This is a genomic window from Halorubrum sp. B53 (assembly GCF_059752395.1).
On record NZ_MWTH01000016.1, the window covers coordinates 340870 to 358162 of the forward strand.

The 17293-nt window shown below is 71.0% G+C and carries 20 protein-coding genes; 12 read left to right on the forward strand and 8 right to left on the reverse strand.

All coding sequences use genetic code 11. The features are described from left to right. The first annotated feature begins 284 nt into the window (after positions 1-284). A complete protein-coding gene (locus B4V06_RS18160) occupies positions 285-755 on the forward strand; it encodes a Rieske (2Fe-2S) protein (protein ID WP_498170976.1) in 471 nt (156 codons plus the stop codon). A gap of 67 nt (positions 756-822) precedes the next feature. Next, a complete protein-coding gene (locus B4V06_RS18165; RefSeq protein ID WP_498170978.1) occupies positions 823-1872 on the forward strand; it encodes a hypothetical protein in 1050 nt (349 codons plus the stop codon). Between the two features lie 45 nt (positions 1873-1917). Here B4V06_RS18165 and B4V06_RS18170 read toward each other — a convergent pair whose 3' ends face one another. Then, positions 1918-2364 (reverse strand): DUF5788 family protein, encoded by a 447-nt coding sequence (locus B4V06_RS18170; protein WP_498171077.1) that lies wholly within the window; start codon positions 2362-2364, stop codon positions 1918-1920. A 137-nt stretch (positions 2365-2501) separates the two neighbouring features. Between B4V06_RS18170 and B4V06_RS18175 the strand changes: the two genes are divergently transcribed. Continuing rightward, a complete protein-coding gene (locus B4V06_RS18175; RefSeq protein WP_498170979.1) occupies positions 2502-3311 on the forward strand; it encodes a YkgJ family cysteine cluster protein in 810 nt (269 codons plus the stop codon). 29 nt (positions 3312-3340) lie between these two features. Here the strand turns inward: B4V06_RS18175 and B4V06_RS18180 are convergent, their stop codons facing one another. The 3 genes from B4V06_RS18180 to B4V06_RS18190 all read right to left on the reverse strand — a co-directional run bounded on the left by B4V06_RS18180 (position 3341) and on the right by B4V06_RS18190 (position 7190). Beyond that, positions 3341-4246 carry a dihydrodipicolinate synthase family protein gene (locus B4V06_RS18180; protein WP_123114150.1) on the reverse strand — a complete coding sequence of 302 codons (906 nt, stop codon included), beginning with the start codon at positions 4244-4246 and terminating at the stop codon, positions 3341-3343. 93 nt (positions 4247-4339) lie between these two features. Beyond that, a complete protein-coding gene (locus B4V06_RS18185; RefSeq protein ID WP_123114149.1) occupies positions 4340-5437 on the reverse strand; it encodes a bactofilin family protein in 1098 nt (365 codons plus the stop codon). A 55-nt stretch (positions 5438-5492) separates the two neighbouring features. After that, positions 5493-7190, reverse strand: coding sequence for a cytochrome P450 (locus B4V06_RS18190; protein WP_498170983.1), 1698 nt, complete (start codon positions 7188-7190; stop codon positions 5493-5495). Between the two features lie 93 nt (positions 7191-7283). Between B4V06_RS18190 and B4V06_RS18195 the strand changes: the two genes are divergently transcribed. The 3 genes from B4V06_RS18195 (at position 7284) to B4V06_RS18205 (ending at position 10681) form a co-directional block, all read left to right on the forward strand. After that, a complete protein-coding gene (locus tag B4V06_RS18195) occupies positions 7284-7934 on the forward strand; it encodes a helix-turn-helix domain-containing protein (protein ID WP_123114148.1) in 651 nt (216 codons plus the stop codon). A gap of 101 nt (positions 7935-8035) precedes the next feature. Continuing rightward, positions 8036-8452 (forward strand): TRAM domain-containing protein, encoded by a 417-nt coding sequence (locus tag B4V06_RS18200; RefSeq protein WP_498170986.1) that lies wholly within the window; start codon positions 8036-8038, stop codon positions 8450-8452. A 150-nt stretch (positions 8453-8602) separates the two neighbouring features. Beyond that, positions 8603-10681 (forward strand): AAA family ATPase, encoded by a 2079-nt coding sequence (locus B4V06_RS18205; RefSeq protein ID WP_498170988.1) that lies wholly within the window; start codon positions 8603-8605, stop codon positions 10679-10681. A 36-nt stretch (positions 10682-10717) separates the two neighbouring features. Here B4V06_RS18205 and B4V06_RS18210 read toward each other — a convergent pair whose 3' ends face one another. Next, the gene (locus B4V06_RS18210; RefSeq protein ID WP_123114145.1) at positions 10718-10942 is read right to left on the reverse strand and encodes a hypothetical protein; all 225 of its coding nucleotides are present in this window, start codon (positions 10940-10942) and stop codon (positions 10718-10720) included. Positions 10943-11006: 64 nt separating this feature from the next. Beyond that, on the reverse strand, positions 11007-11780 hold the full coding sequence (locus B4V06_RS18215; RefSeq protein WP_123114144.1) for a bacteriorhodopsin: 774 nt from the start codon (positions 11778-11780) through the stop codon (positions 11007-11009). A 247-nt stretch (positions 11781-12027) separates the two neighbouring features. Here B4V06_RS18215 and B4V06_RS18220 point away from each other — a divergent pair, with 247 nt between their 5' ends. After that, positions 12028-12405 carry a hypothetical protein gene (locus B4V06_RS18220; protein ID WP_123114143.1) on the forward strand — a complete coding sequence of 126 codons (378 nt, stop codon included), beginning with the start codon at positions 12028-12030 and terminating at the stop codon, positions 12403-12405. A gap of 132 nt (positions 12406-12537) precedes the next feature. Here B4V06_RS18220 and B4V06_RS18225 read toward each other — a convergent pair whose 3' ends face one another. Together B4V06_RS18225 and B4V06_RS18230 are read right to left on the reverse strand one after the other, a co-directional pair. Further along, positions 12538-13254: a class I SAM-dependent methyltransferase gene (locus tag B4V06_RS18225; protein WP_123114142.1), complete on the reverse strand. Its 717-nt coding sequence runs from the start codon at positions 13252-13254 to the stop codon at positions 12538-12540. 76 nt (positions 13255-13330) lie between these two features. Then, on the reverse strand, positions 13331-13723 hold the full coding sequence (locus tag B4V06_RS18230) for a PPOX class F420-dependent oxidoreductase (protein ID WP_123114141.1): 393 nt from the start codon (positions 13721-13723) through the stop codon (positions 13331-13333). Positions 13724-13874: 151 nt separating this feature from the next. Here B4V06_RS18230 and B4V06_RS18235 point away from each other — a divergent pair, with 151 nt between their 5' ends. The 5 genes from B4V06_RS18235 to B4V06_RS18255 all read left to right on the forward strand — a co-directional run. Beyond that, a complete protein-coding gene (locus B4V06_RS18235; RefSeq protein ID WP_123114140.1) occupies positions 13875-14147 on the forward strand; it encodes a helix-turn-helix domain-containing protein in 273 nt (90 codons plus the stop codon). A gap of 82 nt (positions 14148-14229) precedes the next feature. Continuing rightward, on the forward strand, positions 14230-15231 hold the full coding sequence (locus B4V06_RS18240) for a glycosyltransferase (RefSeq protein ID WP_123114139.1): 1002 nt from the start codon (positions 14230-14232) through the stop codon (positions 15229-15231). A gap of 44 nt (positions 15232-15275) precedes the next feature. Beyond that, positions 15276-16094 (forward strand): imidazole glycerol phosphate synthase subunit HisF, encoded by an 819-nt coding sequence (gene hisF, locus B4V06_RS18245; RefSeq protein WP_498170992.1) that lies wholly within the window; start codon positions 15276-15278, stop codon positions 16092-16094. A gap of 118 nt (positions 16095-16212) precedes the next feature. Beyond that, positions 16213-16395, forward strand: a complete 183-nt coding sequence (locus B4V06_RS18250; protein ID WP_123114137.1) for a DUF7511 domain-containing protein — start codon at positions 16213-16215, stop codon at positions 16393-16395. 229 nt (positions 16396-16624) lie between these two features. Continuing rightward, positions 16625-17293: bile acid:sodium symporter (locus B4V06_RS18255; protein ID WP_498170994.1), on the forward strand; the 669-nt coding region annotated here is incomplete at its 3' end.

A 17293-nucleotide genomic window follows, 5' to 3' on the forward strand; every position in this document is an offset into this window, starting at 1 on the left:
CGTGCGGGAGGGACTCAAAGGGGCAGCCGCGAGGTCGGCGCAGGCGACGCAAGCACCGCAGGGAGCGAACAGAGTGAGCGACTGAGGAGCGCAGCGAGCGTGCGGCGACCTCGCGGCTGGGGCTTTGGAGGCGTTCGCCGTCGATCCAGTATCAATCATTTATAAGCGATTGGTTGGAGCTTCGGGGGTGCTCTCTGTGGGTCACCGCTCGGCAACACCCGACGTTCGAGCCCGCTCCCAGCCGCTATCACAGCGTTCAAGCCCGGCGCAGGCCACGAAAATATATGAACGCGGACCGTCGGATCGCCGCCGTCGACGAGATTCCCGAGGACAGCACGCTGCTCGTGACGCTGCGGCCCGTCGACGCCGAGGCGGTCGACGAGGGCGATGGCGACGTGGGCGAGTCCGAGGACGGGGCGCCCGAGGCGGAGGCGATCCTCACCCGGGCGGCCGGCGAGGTGCGCGCGTTCCGCAACTACTGCCAGCACTGGACCGACGTGCGCCTCGACAAGGACGACGGGGCGTTCGTCCGCAACGGCGAGGTGTTCTGCCAGAAGCACGGCGCGACGTTCGAGGCCGACGGCGGCTACTGCAACTTCGGCCCCTGCGAGGGCGCCGTGCTGGAGGGCGTCGACGTGACCGTCGACGGCGACGGCGTCTACCTCGTCGACGACGCCTACGAGTTCGTCCGGCTCGGCCACTCCAACCGCGACGGCGACAGCGGCGACTCGCGGATCGACTTCACCGGGAACTGAACCCGGAGACCAAAACGGCTCTTTGGGTAACGACGGCGCATTTATATAGGGCCGACGAACGCCGCGTATGACCGATTCGAACCCCTCCCGACGCCGGCTGCTCGCCGGCGGTCTCGTCGCGGCGGCGGGCGCGGTCGCCGGCTGTCTCGACGGATCCGTAACCGGCGGCCCCGCGGACGACGGCGACGGCGACGACCGCGTCCTAGCGCTCACGCTCGAGGACGCCGGAGAGACGCTCCGAGACACCGCCGTGGTCGATCCCGCGGAAGCGGGTCCGCGGTGGGACGCGGCGGCGTTCGCGGCCGCTCGCGACGGGGAGCGGTACACCACACAGTACCGGAAGCCGTTCCCGTCCGCGACCGACCACCCGACGTACGCCGTCCACGAGGGCACGTACTACCGGCCGGGGTCCGTCGTCGTCGACGAGGCGGAAGCGACTCGCCCCGTGCTCCGGCTGTTCGAGATCGACGAGGCCGACGGCGGTGAGGAGACCGGCACCGGGAGCGAGAGCGACGCCGGTGACGGAACCGAGGCCGTCGAGCGGGATGCGCTCCCCGAGGGCGACCGCCGCGCCGTCGAGATCGCGCACTTTTCGGCGCGGGCGCGGGGGAACCCGGGGGGCGTTCCGGTCGGCCTGGTGGAGCGCGGCGGCTACGTCTACCGCGACGAGGAGGCGGTCGACGCGAGCGACCTGCTCGCGGCGGACGGCCCGGACCGCGTCGCGTACCGCGGGACCGTCTACCGAGTCGAGGTCGCCCGCGAACGGTTCCACGAGCCCGTGTACCGCGCCGTCGCCGAGCCGGTGGCGGAGTCGCCGGAGCGGATGGAGGCGATCCTCCGAGCGCACACGGTCGGCGCGCGGCTCGGCGAGGACGACCTCTCGGCCGACGCGCGAGAGGTTATCGAGGCCGCCAGATACGGCGGATACGAGGAGACGCACCCGTACTCAGACGCGTACGCGGAGGTGCTCCGAGCGTTTCACGAGCGGCCGTTCCTCGACGGCAACGTTCGGAAGGACGCGGGGTGGTCCGAGTCCGGGTCGGAGCGGATCCGCTACGGGAACCGGTACTACGACTATCGGCTCCGATTCAAATCCCCCGACGGCGATGCCCCCTAACGAGAGTCACCGACTGCGCGGCGCGAACAGACGCGACTGTTCCCGTCAGAACCGCGTGCGGCCGCTCGCCCCGCCGGCGTCGTCGCGTCCGAGCGCCTTTTTTAAGAAGCTCATCCAGCGCTTGCGGTCGGCGGCCTTCTGGCGCTGTGCCTCCGTCTCCGGGTCCGGGGCGTCGAGCCCCTCCAGCGCCTCCAGCGCGCGGTCGATGCCGATGATCGACGCCGCGAGCTCCTCGCCGCGCTCGTAGCTCACCTCGTTCTCCTCGATGAGTTCGAGCCGGTCGAGCCGCTCCCGGCGGAGGTTCCGCTTCGCCCGCTCGACGCGGTCGCGCTCGCCGGGCGGGACCGAGTCGCGCCGCTTGATCTCGAAGACGAACGACCGGAGGTCGATCTCCTCCCCCTGGACCTCGATCTCCTCGGGGATGTCCGCGCCCACCGTCGCACCCTCGCGGCTCACCCGTTCTAAGAGCCCCTTCCGCTCGTACTCCTTCACGCCCGACACGTAGGGGGCGGTCGCACTTCGCTCCTTCGGCGCGGAGGCGAGTCGCACCCCGTGTCACCCTCCCGCGTCACGCCCCACGCACCCCGCGAAGGGACGAGGTTAACCCGACCGCGCCGCAAGCGACCCCCATGGAACCGCTCGAAGCCGAGCTCTCGCGGGCCCGCGGGCTCGCCGTCGCCGACCTCGCCGACGCCATCGAGGCGATGGGCTTCGAGTGCACGCGCTGCGGCGGCTGCTGTACCGGCTACGCGCCCGACGAACCCGGCGGCGCGCCGGACGGGGAGGGGGTCGGCGAGAGCGGCGGGGGCGACGAGAGCGACGCCGGCGACGAGAGCAACGCCGGATGTCACGGCGGCGACGCCGACCCCGCAGACCGCGAGCCCCACACGGCCACCGTCTTCCCGGACGAGGTCCGCGAGGTCGCCGCCGCGGCCGAGGAGCGCTACGGCGAGTCGTACGACTGGCGCGACGTGGCCCGCCCGATGCCGTTCGGGCTCTCCGAGGGCGACGACGGCGAGCCGGCCGGCGAGACGTTCGAGTGGGCGCTCGCGACCGACGACTGCGGCGACTGCACCTTCTACGAGGAGTCGGACGGGCAGGGGGCCTGCGCAGTCCACGAGGACAGGCCGCTCATCTGTCGGACGTACCCGTTCAGCGTCGCCTTGGAGGGGACGAGCCAGCCGATGGGCGAGGCGGTCGACGAGTCGGGAATCGTCCGCGCCCACGAGTGCGAGGGGCTCGGCCGCGACATCTCCCGCGAGGACGCCGAGGCGCTGGCCGCGTCGCTCAAGGAGCGCGCGGTCCGCGAGCTGGAGGAGGCGATCGGCGTGCGCGACGGCTACGACCCGGCGGCCGGCGAGCGCGCCGACGGCGACGTCGTCGTCTTCGACTCGGAGGGGCCGAAGGAGGCCGACGGGACGCCGGTCGACGGGGCCTGAGCGCGGGGCCCGTCGCCGGGCGACCGCCTTCAGACGACGTCCAGCGCCGCGTCGACGTCGGCGGCGATCGCCTCGCGCGCCGCCTCGTCCGGGAGCGTGAGCGGTGGCCGGACCTTCGGATCCGGAATGAACCCACGGTGCGCCGCCGCGACCTTCGCGACGGGCGCGAACCCGTGGTCACCGCACCGGTCGAACAGCGGGGTGATCGCCCGGCGGTGGAGCGCCAACGCGCGGTCGTCGTCGCCCGCGCGGAGCGCCTCGCCGAGGGCGACGAAGACCTCCGGCAGCACCTGCGAGAGCGCGTGGATCCCGCCGTCGACGCCGAGCGACGCGCTCGGGTACAGCAAGGCGTCGACGCCCTGGAAGACGGTGAACTCGTCGGGGGTGCGGTCGACGGCGACGTCAACCGCCGAGATGTCGGCGCTGGTGTCCTTCAGCCCGACGATCGCCTCGCGCTCGGCCACGGCGGCGAGGACGTCCGGGTCGATGGGCTCGCCGACCGTCGACGGGATGTCGTAGAGGAAGAGGGGGAGGGGCGTCTCGTCGGCGACCGCGTCGAGGAAGGCCCGCTGTCCCGCCGGCGCCGTCGAGTTGTGGTAGTACGGGAGGGTGACCAGCCCCGCGTCCGCGCCGGCCTCGTCCGCGGCCCGGAGCCGGTCGAGGACGCCCGAGACGGTCGTGTCCGCGGCGCCCGCGATCACGGGGACTCGGCCGTCGGCCGCCTCGACCGTCGTCTCGACGACGGTCCGCCGCTCCGCGTCGGTGAGGCTGGCGAACTCCCCCGTGGTGCCGCAGGGGACCATCCCGTCGAGGCCGGCGTCGACGAGCGTCTCGACGTGGGCGGCGAGCGCCTCGGCGTCGACGTCGCCGTCGGCGTCGAAGGGGGTCACGATCGGGGGCGAGACGGCTCCGTACTGGAACTCGATATCGCGCATGGTCCCCGGTTCGGCGGGGGGCGAGAAAGGTCTTGGTCCCATGGCGTCGGTTGCCGGAAGCGGACGCGGCGGGACCGTTCCCGAGCACCGGGATCAGTCCGCGCCGACGGCCTCTCGTTCGGAGACCGCTCCGGAGCCGCCGCGGTACCGGTCGCGCACCCCGAGCGCGAGCGCACCGAGTCCGAGCAGGAGCACGACGAAGTCGACGAGACCGCCGATCCACGGAACGAGGGCGATCACGGCGACGCCGAGGACGCCGAGAAGGAGCGCGACCCACCGGTTCGGCCGGCCGACCCGCCCCAGGACCCACGACCCGAGGGCGTACCGACCGTACACGGAGGCGACCCAGATCGCGACGACGTACGCCGCGACCCCGACGAGCGCGAGCGGGATCCCGACGATCGTGACCGCCACGAGGACGAGGAGGATCGGAGTCCCGATCAGCGCGAGCAGCCCCACGCCGCCGCTGCGGAGCGCGTCGCCGCCGACGCGGTCGGCGACGTCGCGCGAGAAGCGGGGGAAGGCGAGCAGGAGCACGGCGCCCAGCGCGAGGTTGACGGCGACCCCGTACGCGGATCCGACCCACGACGGCGCGAGGTCGGAGCCGAACGCGACTCCGGTGTCGCCGCCGAGGCTGTCGTCCTCGACGACGCCGCCGGCGACGGTCGCGTCCGGGCTCTCGGAGAACGTCTCGGCGTCGTACCGGAACTCCCCGCCAACGTCCGCGTTCGGGCCGAGGACGACCGAGTCGGCGGCCGCGCGAACGTCCCCGCCGACCGCGCCGTCGACGGTTATCGAGCCCGCGCCGACGTCGAGCGAGCCGTCGATCCGACCGGCCTCGGTCAGCTCGAACGCGCCGGCGCCGGCCTCGACGCTCCCGCCGACCGCGCCGTCGACGACGATCGTCCCGGCGGCCGCACGCACGTCGCCGGCGACGCGACCGGTCTCGGCGATACGGATCGACCCGGCCGCGCCGGAGAGGTCGCCGTCGACGGTACCGCGGACGACGACCGTTCCGGCGACGCCCTCGATCCCGTCGACCGTCTCCCCCTCGTCGACGACGACCGTTCCGGAGGCACCTTGGACCGACTGAGCCGTTGCGACCCCCGTCGCGAGCGGGAAGAGGAGCGCGGCGAACGCGAGGGCGAGGGCGATACGACGACGACGAACCGCGTCGGAGGGCGAGTCCATGGCGGGAGAACTATCTTTGAATGACATATAGCTATGTGGTGTTCGGTAGCGAGGGTCAGTCCCGAGCCGACGGCGGGCGAGTGCCGTTTCGAGCGTCGCGATCAGCGCCTCCGTTTCCGCGATCAGCGCCTCCGTTTCCGTGATCGGTGCCTCCGTCTCCGTGATCGGCGCGTCCGGTTTTGCGGCCGACGCTCCGCCACCCGTCGCCACGCCGGGCGGCCGCGTCCCACCCCTCTCTCACGTGGACGCGCAGTCGCACCGGGTGCGTCGGTCGCGTGTTCGCGCTCGCCCGCAGCGACAGCTCCGTCGTCACCGGTTCGAACCGCAGTCGCCGGAGCAGCGTCGCGGTCGCGAGCCGGAGCTCCTGTCTCGCGAAGCGCATCCCGATACAGTGGCGCGGGCCGCCGCCGAACGGGAAGTAGGCGTACTCGGGGCGGTCGCCGACCGCCGGGCCGGCGCCCTCGTCGCCGCGAACGGTCTCAGTAGCGTCGGCCTCGTCGCTGTCACGCCCATCGCTGGCGGCCTCGCCGCCGCCGACCTCCCGGAGCCACCGCTCGGGTCGATACGTTTCGGGGTCGTCCCACCACCGCTCGTCGCGGTGGACCGCCCACGGCGAGAGCGTGAGCACGACGCCGGCCGGGACGCGGTAGCCGCCGAGGGTCACCGGCTCGGTCGGCTCTCTGAAGAAGGAGTGGACGGGCGGGTACAGCCGGAGCGCCTCGTCCACCGCCGCGGTCAGCGCCGGGCATTCCCGGACGTCCGCCGGCGTCGGGTCGGCGTCGAGCGCCGAGATCTCCGCGTGGACCCGCTCTTGGAACTCGGGGCGCCGGGCGAGACAGTAGAGCGTGTACGTCAGGCCGAGCGCGCTCGTCTCGTGGCCGGCGAACAGGAACGTCACCGCGTTGTCGACGAGCTGGTCGTCGTCGATCGCCCCGAGCTCCGCGGCCGCGACGAGCGTACCGAGGAGGTCGTCCGCGGCGCCCGGGTCCGCGGGCGGGCCGGCCGCGCGGCGCTCGGCGACGAGGTCGCGGACCGTCTCCCGGAGCGCTCCGAGCCGCCGCCGGTAGCGCCGGTTCGTCGGGAGCGGGAGCCACGCCGGGAGGAAGGAGGCGATCCGGCCCGTGTCGAACCGCTCCGTGACGCTCTCGGCGGCCGCCCGGACGGTGTCGCGCTCGCGCTCGACGTCGCTCCCGAGCAGGCTCTCGGCGAGGACGGCGAACGCGTAGTCGGTCGCGGCGCCGTGGACGTCGACGACGTCGCCGTCGTCCCACGAGGCAGCCGTCCGGCGGGCGTGCTCGACCATCGCGTCCCCGTACGCGGCCACCCGTTCGCGGAAGAACGCCGAGCGCATGGCCGCCCGCTGCTCGCGCCACGCCTCCCCCTCGGCGAGGAACAGCCCGTCGCCGAGGAGGCCGCCGAGCCGCTCGCGGGGCATCTCGCCTTTCACGAACCGGTCGTGGTCCTCGACGAGGATCGACGCGATCGCGTCGGGATCGGTCACGAGGTAACTCTCCGTGCCGAACACGTCGTACCGGACGACGCCGCCGTGTTCGGCGGCCCGGCGTTCGTAGAACCCGAGCGCGTCGCGCGCGAGCTCGTGAACGTTTCCGAGGACCGGGAGCCCGCCGGGGTCGGGAGGCGCGACACCCGTTTCGGCGCCGTCGGTCGCGTCGGTACTGTCCGAGGCGTCGCCGGGAGAAGTCGCATCGGTACCGTCCGAGACGTCGCCGGCGGATCGTGTCGTCTCGCCCATACGGATCGATCGACGCGGCGAACCGCTGACGTTTCGCACGGATTCATCCGTGTATTTTTAAATGTCAAGCGGTCGGACGTCGTGATAACTACCATGCGATACGTTCGCGTGCAGTTCGCGTTTCCGCCGTCGGTCCGGCATCCGATGCACGGGTACCTCGACGAGGGGGACGGCTGGCGGACAGAGCTGTTGACGTGGCGGCGGCTCCCCGACGAGACGCTCGTCACGCTGTTCCGCGTCCTCGCACCCCGAGAGCCGTATCTCGACCGGCTCCGGGAGGTCGACTCCATCGACCGGTTCGAGACGGCCCCGGGCGACGGCGCCTTCTACCTCAAGGCGTACGAACGGCTCGGTGGACCGCTGGAGGCGTTCCTCGGCGCGTTCGTCGACACGGAGTTCCTCTCCGTGCCGCCGATCGTGTACCGGTCCGGGGGCCGACTGTCGTTCGGGCTGATCGGCCCGCCCGACCAACTGCGGGACGTCTTCGCCGCCGTGCCGGACCCGATCGACGTCGATATCGACCGGATCGGCTCGTACGGCGGCGGTCGCCGGCTGGCCGGCGTCGAGCTCACGGAGCGCCAGCGAGAGGCCCTCCGCGCCGCGCGCCGCGTCGGGTACTACGACGTGCCTCGGACGGGATCGGTGGCCGACGTCGCCGAGGCGCTCGGCTGTTCCTCGTCGACGGCGGGAGCGCACTTGCGCAAGGCCGAGGCGGCGCTGGTCGAGGCGCTACTCGACGGGTGAGTCCCCGGCTCCACGGGGCGCTCCGCGAGCGCCGTCCCGCCCGACGAGGAGGCGGCGGTACAACTATACTGGTCCGTCGCCACTTACCGGTGAACTCTACTATGGAGATCTCAGAGAAGCTCCTCTGTCTGTTCAGCACCGACGTTCGCGAGGAGGACGGCGAGTACGTCGTCGACGTCCCGGGCCGCGAGATCGAGACCGGATCGCTGGAGCCCGGCGAGACGTATCGGGTCGCGCTCATCTCCCGCTCGGCGGCCGAGGCCGACGACGAGACCGGGGGCGACACCGACGTCTCCGCGTCCCGCGCCGACGACGGGCCCCAGCCACCGGTCGAGCCGGGCGAGATGCGATACGTCGAGATCGAGGACCTCGGCAAGCAGGGCGACGGGATCGCCCGCGTCGAGCGCGGCTACGTGATCATCGTCCCCGACACGGAGGTCGGCGAGCGCGTGAAGATCGAGATCACGGAGGTCAAGTCCAACTTCGCGGTCGGCGAGGTCGTCGAGGAGTCGGCGTGACGACGAGACGAAACGGCGGTTGACGACGCACGGCCCGTCGCGGATTCTCTCGCGTGTCGTCGTGGCTTCTTAGTGCGATCCGCGCGTAGCGGATCCCATGGAGTCGACGAGCGTCGCCGACGAGCGGATTCCCCCACGACCATGCCCCACATGAGCGTTCGACTGCCGGTCGCGAACGCCCCCGAGTCGGTCGGTGACCGCCGGGTCGGGCTCTCCGCGTCGGTGCTTTCGGACCTCGGCGTCGACCCCGGCGAGACCGTGAGCGTCCGGGGCGGCCGGACGACCGTCGCGGTCGCGGCGCGGGTCGACGGCGACCCCGGCGGGGCCTGCCTCCCCGAGCCGATCCGCCGGAACGCGGACGCCGAGCTCGGCGACTCGGTGACGGTCGAGCCCGCCGACGCCGGGACGGCGTCGGCCGTCACCCTGCGGCTCGACGAGTCGATGGACCTCGCCCGCGCGGCGGCCGCCCTCCGGCGGCGCCTCGACGGGACCGCCGTCTCCGTCGACGACGCGGTGGAGGCGACCCTGCTCGGCGGCGCGCTGACGCTCACGTTCGTCGTCGAGGACGTGGCGCCGTCCTCGCCCGGGATCGTCGGGGAGGGGACCGAGATCGACGTCACGACCGACGAGGGGACCGGGGCGGTGGTGAGCGAGCCCGACCTCCCCGACGGCGACAGCGTCGTGCCCGCGGCGACGTTCCGCGAGCTCCGCGAGGCGGCCGCGACCCGGCTCGACGGCCGGGAGTCGTTCGCGGCGGCCGGCCGGCCGACGACGCTCGGGCTCCTCCTTCGGGGGCCGCGCGGGGCCGGCAAGACGACGCTCGTCGAGGCCGTCGCGGCCGCGGTCGACGCGACCCTCGTCACGGCCTCGGCCGCGCGGCTGCGCGGCGAGAGCGCCGGCGACCGCGAGCGGCGGCTCGACCGCGTCGTCGAGGCCGCGAGCGACGCCGACCGGGCGGTGGTCCTGCTCGACGACCTCGAGGTGCTCGGCGACGACGGCGCCGCCGCGACGCTCGGCGACCGGCTCCGCGAGACGCTCGACGAGCTGCGGGCCGCGGACGGGACCGTCGTCGTCGGGGTGACGACGGACGCCGAGCGCGTCCCCGAGGCGCTGCGGCGCGGCGGGCGGTTCGACCGCGAAGTCGAGCTCGCACCGCTGAGCGTTGAGGACCGGGAGGCGGCGTTAGAGAGCGTCGCGCGCGACGTCCCGCTCGCGATGGACGTCGACTTCGCGGAGACGGCGACCCGAATAAACGGATTCGTCCTCGCCGACATCGCCGTGCTCGTCGACGCCGCGTTGGAGCGGGCGGTGCGCCGCGAGGGCCGGACCGCGGTCCGGCAGGCCGACCTCGACCGAGCGATGGAGTCGATCGACCCCGGCGGGCTCCGGGACGTCGCCGTCGAGTTCCCGTCCGTCTCGTGGGACGAGGTCGGCGGGCTGGAGGCGGCGAAACGCGAGATCGTGCGGGCGGTGTACTGGCCCTTAGAGTACGCCGGCCGCTTCGAGCGCGCCGGCATCGAGCCGCCCTCGGGCGTGCTGCTGTACGGCCCCCCCGGCACCGGGAAGACCCTGCTCGCGCGGGCCGCCGCCAGCCTCAGCGACGCGAACTTCATCTCGGTGAACGGTCCGGAGCTGTTGAACCGGTACGTCGGCGCGAGCGAGCGGGCGGTGCGGGACCTGTTCGCGACGGCGCGGGAGAACGCCCCCGCGGTCGTCTTCTTCGACGAGGTCGACGCCATCTCCCCGAAGCGGAGCGGCGACGACACGGGCGCCGGCGAGCGCGTCGTCTCCCAGCTGCTGACGGAGCTCGACGGGCTCGAACCCCTGACCGACGTGGTCGTCGTCGCGGCGACCAACCGCCCCGACTCGATCGACGAGGCGCTGTTGCGCCCGGGTCGGATCGAGAAGGCCGTCGAGACGCCGCTGCCGGACGAGGCGGCCCGGCGGGAGATCCTCGCGATCCACACGCGGAACACGCCGACGACCGCGGCGGTCGACCTCGACGCGTTGGCGGCGCGGACCGCGGGCTACAGCGGCGGCGACATCGCCGCCCTGGTGCGCGAGGCCGCGATGCTCGCCATCGAGGAGACGATCGTCGACGAGGGCGGCGGCGCCGACGGGCCGAGCGAGGCGATCGCGGTCGGCGTCGACCACTTCGAGCGCGCGCTCGCCGAGACCGCGCCCTCGGTGAAAGAGCGCGGGGAACGGCCACCCACGCCACAGGACTGAGGCGCCGCCATTAGGGGACGGCGCTCCGAGACCGGGCTACCCGCGCTCCTCGTGGAGGTTGAGCACGAAGTAGGCGATCCCGAGCGCCGTGACCAGCTCGACCGCGGAGACGATCCAGAAGGCGGTGTCGAAGCTGACCCCGCGGGACTGCACCGTCGGCAGCGCGAACAGCGCGGCGACGGCGAGGACGAAACAGACGGCGATCCCAACGACCGACGTGGTGTTCAGTACGGCGACAGTTTCGGTTGATTCGTCGGACATGGATAGTATGAGTGTGAAAAGTGGTACGGCGATTCGACAGTCGGTGCGAGGGGTCGGGGGTGCCTCAGTCGGCGGCCGACGCCTCGCCGGCCGACGGCTCCGGTGCCTCGGTGTCACCGATGATGGCGCGGCTGCGCAGGAGGATGAACCCGAACCCGACCTTCGCGGTCACGTCGAGCACCATGAACAGGAGGGTCTCGACGCCGAGGCCGACGACGCCGGCGCCCTCGGTACCGACAATCCACAGGATCGGGTAGGCGGTCCAGAGGACCAGCACCAGCGCGGTCAGCGTGTTGAACGTGCTCGCGACCTCGGGGCCGCGCTCCTTGGCCGCGCTACGGAGGCTCGTGGCGAGGAAGTACAGCACAACGATCATGCAGATCGTGCTGAACAGCCACCAGGAGTACCGCGCGAGCGGCGTGTGCGAGAGCGCGCCGATGAGGCCGGTGACGATCATCAGCGCGTCGACGCCGATCAGCGTGCCGATGCTGACCCGGTCGACCTTCGCGAGCAGCGCGAGGTCGAGCAGGAGCAGCGGCGTGGTGAACAGCCAGTCGGCGTACCGGGCGTAGTAGATGTCGAGCACTTCGCCCGCGACTTCGACTTCGGTCAGGCCGATGCCGAAGAACATCGACAGGTACGCGGCCGACGCGATGCCCGGCACGAGGATCGTGATCGCGTAGTACTCACGGGCCTCCTTGTCCGTGACCCCCCAGCCTTTCACGATGAAGTAGAAGGTCCCGATGAGCATGAATAACGTCCCGATACCTAGCCACAGCGTTTCGGGCCGACCGTCCCCGAGGACGTCGAACCCTGCCTGCAGTACTGTCGGATCCATACGCAACTACACGTACCGTCTATGGAACAATCAACTTCGACACAGCATAGTTAGGTATCCGCTACCGGCCTGTCGAGGCCGGTTTTTCTATCAGTCTTAAATATGCGAAACGAATTGCGGTTCGACGGGTTCTGTGGCCGTCGGCGTGCCGAGCGACGGCGGTTTCGATCCGGTATCGGCCGCCGTTGACTGAACGGACCTTACTGGTGACCCAAAACGACACTACTCTGGCGACCGTACTGCCCGTATGGCGAACGAGGAGACCGAGACGGAGACCGAAACGACCGACGAGGCCGAAGCGACGACGGAGCGAGAGACGGAGGCGGAGGCGACGGCCCTCGATATGGAGGCGCTCGACACGTACGAGGACCGCGTCGAGGAGCTCTCGTCGGCGCTGGAGGAGCGAGAAGAGACGATCGAGGAGCTCGAGTCCGTGGTCGAGGCCCAGTCCGAACAGATCGAGAAGCTGGAGAACCGGTTCTTGGATCTGTCCGCGCGCGTCGCGGACGGGCGCAACCTCGGTGTCTGCCCGGAGTGTAACGGGCCGACGGAGAAGAAAGAGCGGCTGTTCCGAAGCGACACGATCGAGTGCCTGCGGTGCGGTGAGATCATCCACACGTACTGATTCGCGCACGTTAGCGCGCGACGATTCCGAAACCGGCGAGTGGCATCGCCGGATGGACGGGAGACGCAGCCGCGGAACGGTGCGGTCGACGAGGAACGCGGTCGATGAGGAACGCGGTCGACGAGGGAGTCGTCAGTCGTCGGCGACGCGGGCGTCCCAGTAGGAGACGGAGGCCACGTAGTCGCCCGGGACCGTGTTCCCGACGAGCTCGTCGAGGACGCGGAAGGGGTTCGCAACGGGGCCGGGGAGCTCGCGGTAGAAGCCGTACGGCAGCACGAAGTCGTGCTCCTCGCCGGCGAGCGTGAGGTCCGCCGCGCGGAGCATGTCGACGACCTGCCGCTCGGAGTAAAGTCGGGACCCCATCGGGAGCAGCCAGGTGTACAGCGTCCGGAGGCTGCGGCTGTTGAACGTGTCGAAGAACACCTGGTCGGCGCTGACGCGGCGCAGCTCGCGGGCGAACGGCACCGGGTCGTCCATCAGGTGGAAAAAGCGCATCGCGACCACCGTGTCGAAGTGGTCGTCCGGGAACGGGAGCCGGGAGGCGTCGCCGCGCACGAACTCGACGGTGTCGGACAGCCCCGCCTCGGCCGCCTTCTCGCGGCCCTGTTCGAGCATCTCCCGAGAGATGTCGAGCCCGACGATATCGGCGCCCTGATCCGCCAGCATGGTCGTGAACCGGCCGGTGCCGCAGGCGACCTCCAGCACGCGGTGGCCCTCCTCCATCGGTCCGAGCGCCGAGAGGACCGCCTCCTTCTCGCGCCGATCGATGAGCTCCCCGCCGCCCGAGAACCGGACGTCCTCGTACTCTTCCGCGACCTCGTCGGCCTGGTACCAGTCCTGTCCCTTCACGTTGTCCGTACTGCACGCCCGACCGACAAAACCGTACTGGATGCGGTCGGGGACAACGCCGGGACGGGTGGCGTCCCTACCCGCTCGTCGAAACCGTCTCGGTCGAGATCCTGACGATGACCCGCGGCCCGGACTCCTCGCCGTGGTGCGGGTACTCGTCGACGTCGAAGTACCGCCGCGCGAGCTCGTCGATGTGTTCGTTCGCGCCCTCCTCGGTCAGTTCCGCCTCGCCGCGGACCGAGACGTAGCGGTAGGGGTCGTCCGGGTCGAGCACGCTGACGCCGACCTTCGGATTCCGCCGAATGTTCCGCTCCTTTCGCCGCCCGCGAGCCGTGTTAACGAGGACGTACTCGCGGTCCTCGTGGTCGACCCACACCGGCGTGACGTGCGGGGTACCGTCGGGCGTCACGGTCGCGAGGTGAGCGAACGATTCGCGCTCGAAGACGTCGACGTGGGACTCGGGGATCACGCCGACTCGTATGGACGGGACGGGCGTAAACCCACACGATCGATCGAGATAATTATACGCCGAGACGTGATATTAACACATTATATTATCCCAATCGGATTCCCCAATATGTAGCTAACCTTTACCAATAGGCAGAGGGTTCGAAGGTAGTATGAGTACCAGTCCAGCGGAGACCGCCGACCAGGACCGCCTCTCAGAGAGCGAGTACCGCGATCGCTTACGCGAACTTCCCCCCAGCGCCAAGCTCGTCGCGAAGGTACTGGAGGGCGACTCGCCCCTCTCGCAGGGCGGGCTCGCCGATGAGTCGCTCCTGCCCGACCGGACCGTCCGCTACGCGCTCAACCGCTTAGAGGAGGAGGGGCTCGTCGACTCCCGCTACAGCTTCAAGGACGCGCGCAAGCAGGTGTACTACCTGACTATTTAAACGGACGCCTGACAGCTTAAACAGAACAGTCGTCGACGCCGCACGGAGTCCTTTTTAATCCCTCGCCCCGATACTCGGGTGTATGGAGCTCTCGGTCGTCGTGCCGACCCTCAACGGGCGAGACCGACTGGCCGCCTGCCTCGACGCGCTGGCGGCGCACGCCCCCGAGGCGGAGGTGGTCGTCGCCAACGGCCCCTCCGCGGACGGGACGACCGGGATGGTTCGCGACCGCGACGACGTCGACGTGCTCGTGGAGATCTCCGACCGCACGGTCAACGTCGCCCGCAACGCCGGCATCGAGGTCGCGACCGGCGACGCGGTCGCGCTGGTCGACTACGACAACCGGATCGGCGAGGGCTGGCTCGACGCCGTCCGGGCCGGGCTCGCCGACGCCGACGCGGTGACGGGCCCGGTGACGCCGATCGAGCCGTCCCGCGGGACGGAGGCGGCCCCGGACGGGTCGGCCGCGGTGAACTCCGACGCCGACGAGAGCGACGACGCCGACGCGGACGACACCTCGGCGGGCCCCGAACGCCGGACGATCAGGGGCCGCGACGTGACCTACTTCGCGGGCGGAAACGTCGCTTTCCGGCGGGAGACGCTCCGGGACCTCGACGGCTTCGACGAGTACCTCCGGACCGGCGGCGCGCGCGACGCGGCCCACCGGCTCGCGCGGATGGACCGCGAGGTCGCGTGGCGCGACGACCTCGCGGTGACCAAGGAACTGCCGAGCCCGACCGCCGCCGACGGCGGACGCAGCGCCCGCGAGTGGGGCTGGAAGTACCGGGCGCTCGCGTACCGCCTTTTAAAAAACTACGGCGTCCGGCCGGAGCTGGTGGCGCGGATCGGCTCGCACGCCGCGACGGACGCGGTCGGGGCGGCCGCCGACGTGGTCCGCGGCGAGTCGACGCCCTCGCGGTGGGCCGCGACCGGTCGCGACGTGCTCGTCGGCCTCGCCGGCGGGGGGTCGGACGGGCTCGTCGCCCGCGGCCGCGACCGGAGCCCGGCTCGGAACCCGAACGGGCTCTCGGAGCGCGCCGACCGCGCCGTCGCGAAGTACGACCGACGCGAGCGGGAGGAGTGACCCCGCGCCTTTTAACCTCCGCCGTCGTCTACGGCCGGTAACGAATGGGACTCACGAAGCGGATCATCCCCTGTATCGACGTCGACCTCGACGACGACGGGGACGCGGCGGTGTACACGGGCGTCAACTTCGAGAACCTGGAGTACACCGGCGACCCGGTCGAGCTGGCGAAGAAGTACAACGCCGCGGGCGCCGACGAGTTCGTCTTCCTCGACATCACCGCGAGCGCCGAGGGTCGCGAGACGATGCTCGACGTGGTGAACGCGGTCGCCGACGAGTGTTTCATCCCGCTCACCGTCGGCGGCGGCATCCGCACGAAGGCGGACATCAAGGAGACGCTCCGCGCGGGCGCTGACAAGGTGTCGATCACGACCGGCGCCCTGGAGCGTCCCGAGCTCATCGAGGAGGGCGCCGCGGCGTTCGGCAGCCAGTGTATCGTCATCTCCGTCGACGCGCGCCGGCGGCACGACGACGCGGGCGAGCACTTCTACGAGGACGACGACGGCGAGACGGTGTGGTTCGAGTGCACCAAGAAGGGCGGCCGCGAGGGCACCGGCATCGACGCCGTCTCGTGGGCGAAGGAGGCCGAGGAGCGCGGCGCCGGCGAGCTGTTCGTCAACTCCATCGACATGGACGGGACGAAGGACGGCTACGACATCCCGCTGATGAAAGCGGTGTGCGACGCCGTCTCGACCCCCGTCATCGCCTCCTCCGGCTGCGGGAGCCCCGAGGACATGTACGAGGTGTTCACCGAGGCGAACGCCGACGCGGGGCTCGCCGCCTCCATCTTCCACTTCGGCGACTACTCCATCGAGGAGACGAAGAAGTACCTCGACGAGCGCGGCGTTCCCGTCCGATTGTAGGCGAACGGACGCCGATCCTACTCGGATATGAAATAATGTGCGTTCACAACTGCCGTAGTTTCCAATAGTATCGATCGAAACCAACAATTATTATATGATGGCGGTCGAATCGTGACGTATGTCCACGTCATCGACGCGTGTCCGTGCCGAGCGCCCGGAGCTCGTCTGCAAACGGACCGACGACGGCTCGGGAGACGGGGAGGTGACGTTCTTCGAGCGGGAGCGGGACCCCGACGAGCGGACGACGCGGTGGATCACGGTCCGCGAGGCGGACTGCGTGCCGCGCGACGAGTGGCGGTAGGGGACCCGGAGCGGTGCAGGCGGCCCCTTTTTACGACCCCGTGAGTCCGGGGCGGGAGTACGGGAAACGAAACGCGGGTATCGCGGACGACCGCCGGCGACGCGGGTATCGCGGACGGCCGCCAGCGACGCGGTTCCTGAGCCGGCCACGCGGTGGCTGAAGGGACGAGCGGTCACCACCGATTTATTACCCCCCGTCGGCAACCCCTCACCCTGCGTCGGATCCACAGATGACACGGGCCCTCGTCGCGCGGTTCTCGAACGTGCTCCTCGTGCTCGGGGCCGTCGCCGTCGGCGTTCTCGTTCCGGGGCTGTCGCCGTATGTCGATCCGCTGATCACGCCGCTCGTCGTGTTCCTCGTGTTCACGTCGCTCCGAGGGGTCCGGTTCGCGGCGATCGACTACTCGTCGTACGCCGCGGTGGTCGCCCTCTCGCTCTGTCTCTCGTACGTCGTGTTGCCGCTCGGGGGGATACGCCTCGTCGAGTTCGCGTTCGCGGACGCGGCCGGAACCGGCGCCGTCCTCGGGTTCGCGATCGCGCTCTCGGTGCCGACGACCGCGGGAAGCGCGATAATCTGGACGCGGCTCGCGCGCGGCGACGTGCAACTGGCGACGGTCAGTTCGATCGCGTCGCTGCTCCTCGCGCCCGCGGCGACGCCCCTCGTGCTCACGCGGCTCGTCGGCTCGCGGATCGCCGTCCCCACCGCGTCGATCCTCACGGATCTGGCCGTGATCGTGGGCGGCGGAGCCCTGCTCACGGCCGCCGTTCCGACCGACGCGCTGTCGACCGACGCGGTCGAACGGGGGTCGACGCTCGCGATACTCCTCCTGATCTACACGGCCGTCGCCGGCGCGGGCGTCGTCGGGATCGACGCCGCGACGCTGCTCGCCGTCGTCGGC

What these genes read in the sequence shown, in the direction of transcription:
- B4V06_RS18160 (WP_498170976.1), top strand. Translation starts at nt 285, where the DNA reads ATGAACGCGGACCGTCGGATCGCCGCCGTCGACGAGATTCCCGAGGAC.
- B4V06_RS18165 (WP_498170978.1), top strand. Translation starts at nt 823, where the DNA reads ATGACCGATTCGAACCCCTCCCGACGCCGGCTGCTCGCCGGCGGTCTC.
- B4V06_RS18175 (WP_498170979.1), top strand. Translation starts at nt 2,502, where the DNA reads ATGGAACCGCTCGAAGCCGAGCTCTCGCGGGCCCGCGGGCTCGCCGTC.
- B4V06_RS18180 (WP_123114150.1), bottom strand. Translation starts at nt 4,246, where the DNA reads ATGCGCGATATCGAGTTCCAGTACGGAGCCGTCTCGCCCCCGATCGTG.
- B4V06_RS18185 (WP_123114149.1), bottom strand. Translation starts at nt 5,437, where the DNA reads ATGGACTCGCCCTCCGACGCGGTTCGTCGTCGTCGTATCGCCCTCGCC.
- B4V06_RS18190 (WP_498170983.1), bottom strand. Translation starts at nt 7,190, where the DNA reads ATGGGCGAGACGACACGATCCGCCGGCGACGTCTCGGACGGTACCGAT.
- B4V06_RS18195 (WP_123114148.1), top strand. Translation starts at nt 7,284, where the DNA reads ATGCGATACGTTCGCGTGCAGTTCGCGTTTCCGCCGTCGGTCCGGCAT.
- B4V06_RS18200 (WP_498170986.1), top strand. Translation starts at nt 8,036, where the DNA reads ATGGAGATCTCAGAGAAGCTCCTCTGTCTGTTCAGCACCGACGTTCGC.
- B4V06_RS18205 (WP_498170988.1), top strand. Translation starts at nt 8,603, where the DNA reads ATGAGCGTTCGACTGCCGGTCGCGAACGCCCCCGAGTCGGTCGGTGAC.
- B4V06_RS18210 (WP_123114145.1), bottom strand. Translation starts at nt 10,942, where the DNA reads ATGTCCGACGAATCAACCGAAACTGTCGCCGTACTGAACACCACGTCG.
- B4V06_RS18215 (WP_123114144.1), bottom strand. Translation starts at nt 11,780, where the DNA reads ATGGATCCGACAGTACTGCAGGCAGGGTTCGACGTCCTCGGGGACGGT.
- B4V06_RS18220 (WP_123114143.1), top strand. Translation starts at nt 12,028, where the DNA reads ATGGCGAACGAGGAGACCGAGACGGAGACCGAAACGACCGACGAGGCC.
- B4V06_RS18235 (WP_123114140.1), top strand. Translation starts at nt 13,875, where the DNA reads ATGAGTACCAGTCCAGCGGAGACCGCCGACCAGGACCGCCTCTCAGAG.
- B4V06_RS18240 (WP_123114139.1), top strand. Translation starts at nt 14,230, where the DNA reads ATGGAGCTCTCGGTCGTCGTGCCGACCCTCAACGGGCGAGACCGACTG.
- hisF (WP_498170992.1), top strand. Translation starts at nt 15,276, where the DNA reads ATGGGACTCACGAAGCGGATCATCCCCTGTATCGACGTCGACCTCGAC.
- B4V06_RS18250 (WP_123114137.1), top strand. Translation starts at nt 16,213, where the DNA reads ATGTCCACGTCATCGACGCGTGTCCGTGCCGAGCGCCCGGAGCTCGTC.